The 1,560-nt window shown below is 65.3% G+C and carries 1 protein-coding gene; it reads left to right on the plus strand.

All coding sequences use genetic code 11. The features are described from left to right. On the plus strand, positions 1-1,560 hold a 1,560-nt coding region (locus G7Y50_RS11840), incomplete at both ends, for an MFS transporter (protein WP_165057097.1).

Here is a 1,560-nt window from a genome sequence, read left to right on the forward strand (position 1 = left end):
TTCGTGATCCTCGCATTCGCAATGATCTTCGACGGTTATGACTTCATGATCGTCAACTCCACCAACCTGTTCGTGGCCCACACCTTCTGGCCCGACAACCCGAACCCCGGCACCCTCATGGGCTCGCTCACCACGTGGGGCCTGCTCGGCATGGTGCTCGGCGGCGCCGTGGGCGGCATCATGTCCGACAAGATCGGCCGCAAGAAGATGCTGACCATCGCCGTCATCTTCTACGGCGTGTTCACGCTGCCCCAGGCGTTCTCGAACGACCTCGTGTCGTTCGCGGCCTGGCGCCTCATCGCCGGCTTCGGCGTGGGCTCCTGCATCCCGGTCGTGACCACCGTGTTCTCCGAGAGCATGCCCTCCAAGCAGCGCGGCGTGTTCGTCACCTTCGGCATGGCCTTCATGGTGGTGGGCTGGGTGCTCGCCGGCCTCATCGCCAACCCGATCTGCAACGCCGCCGGCCCGATCATCCCGGGCCTGTGCAACGAGGTCACCTACGTGCTCGCCGACGGCGGCACCGCCTCGATGTACACCAACTGGCGCCTCTGCTACCTGATCGGCGCCCTGCCGATCGTCTACGGCATCCTGCTGTTCTTCGTGATGCACGAGACCCCGCACTGGTACGCCAACAACGGCCAGCTCGACAAGGCCTGCAAGCGCCTCACCGAGATCGAGCAGGCCACGCGCCACACCTCGCATGAGTACGACCCGAAGTACCTGATCGTTCCGCCGAAGCCCGCCAAGGTCGGCCCCTCCGTGCTGTTCTCCTCCAAGTTCATCGTGGCCACGGCCGCTGTTTGGACGAGCTACTTCGTGGGCCAGTTCTGCGTGTACGGCATGAACGCCTGGCTGCCCGCCTGGTTCACCGGCATCGGCTACTCCCCCTCGGAGGCCGTGACGCTCCAGACGCTGAACAACGTCGGCGCCATCCTGTCGAACATCTCCGTCGGCTTCGTGTCCGACCGCTGCGGCCGTAAGCGTACGCTCGCCGGCTCCTGGATCTTCTGCATCGTGGCCATCATCATCTGCTCGCTGTTCGTGGCGCCGAACAACTTCGTGCTCTGCATCGGCCTGATGCTGCTGTTCGGCTTCGCGCTGAACTTCGCCATCACCGCCGTCCAGCCGATGATGCCCGAGGCCTACCCGACCGCCATCCGCAACACCGGCACGTCCTGGTGCCAGGCGTTCGCCCGCTTCGGCGGCTCCGCCTCCTCCATCGTGCTCGGCGGCATCGCCGGCATGGCCATGTTCCAGACCGCCGAGGGCGCGACCAACTGGTCGATGCTCGTGCTCGTTCTGAACATCCCGTTCGTGCTCGGCTTCATCTGCTGCGTGCTCTTCGCCCGCGAGACGTCTGGCAAGACGATGGACCAGCTGGCCGCCGAGGAGGCCAAGCTCAACAACTCCGAGACCGACGGCACGGCCCGCTTCATCATGATCCTCGTGGTCGCCGCCATCCTGGCAGTGCTCTGCATCGTGTGCCCGCTGGCCATCCAGGGATGGTCGAAGCTCCCGATCGCCCTGCCGCTCATGGCCGTCGGCGTCCTGCTTCCGTTC

The sequence above is a fragment of the Adlercreutzia sp. ZJ176 genome (genome assembly GCF_011038975.1).
In the GTDB taxonomy this organism is placed as follows: Bacteria; Actinomycetota; Coriobacteriia; order Coriobacteriales; family Eggerthellaceae; genus CAAEEV01.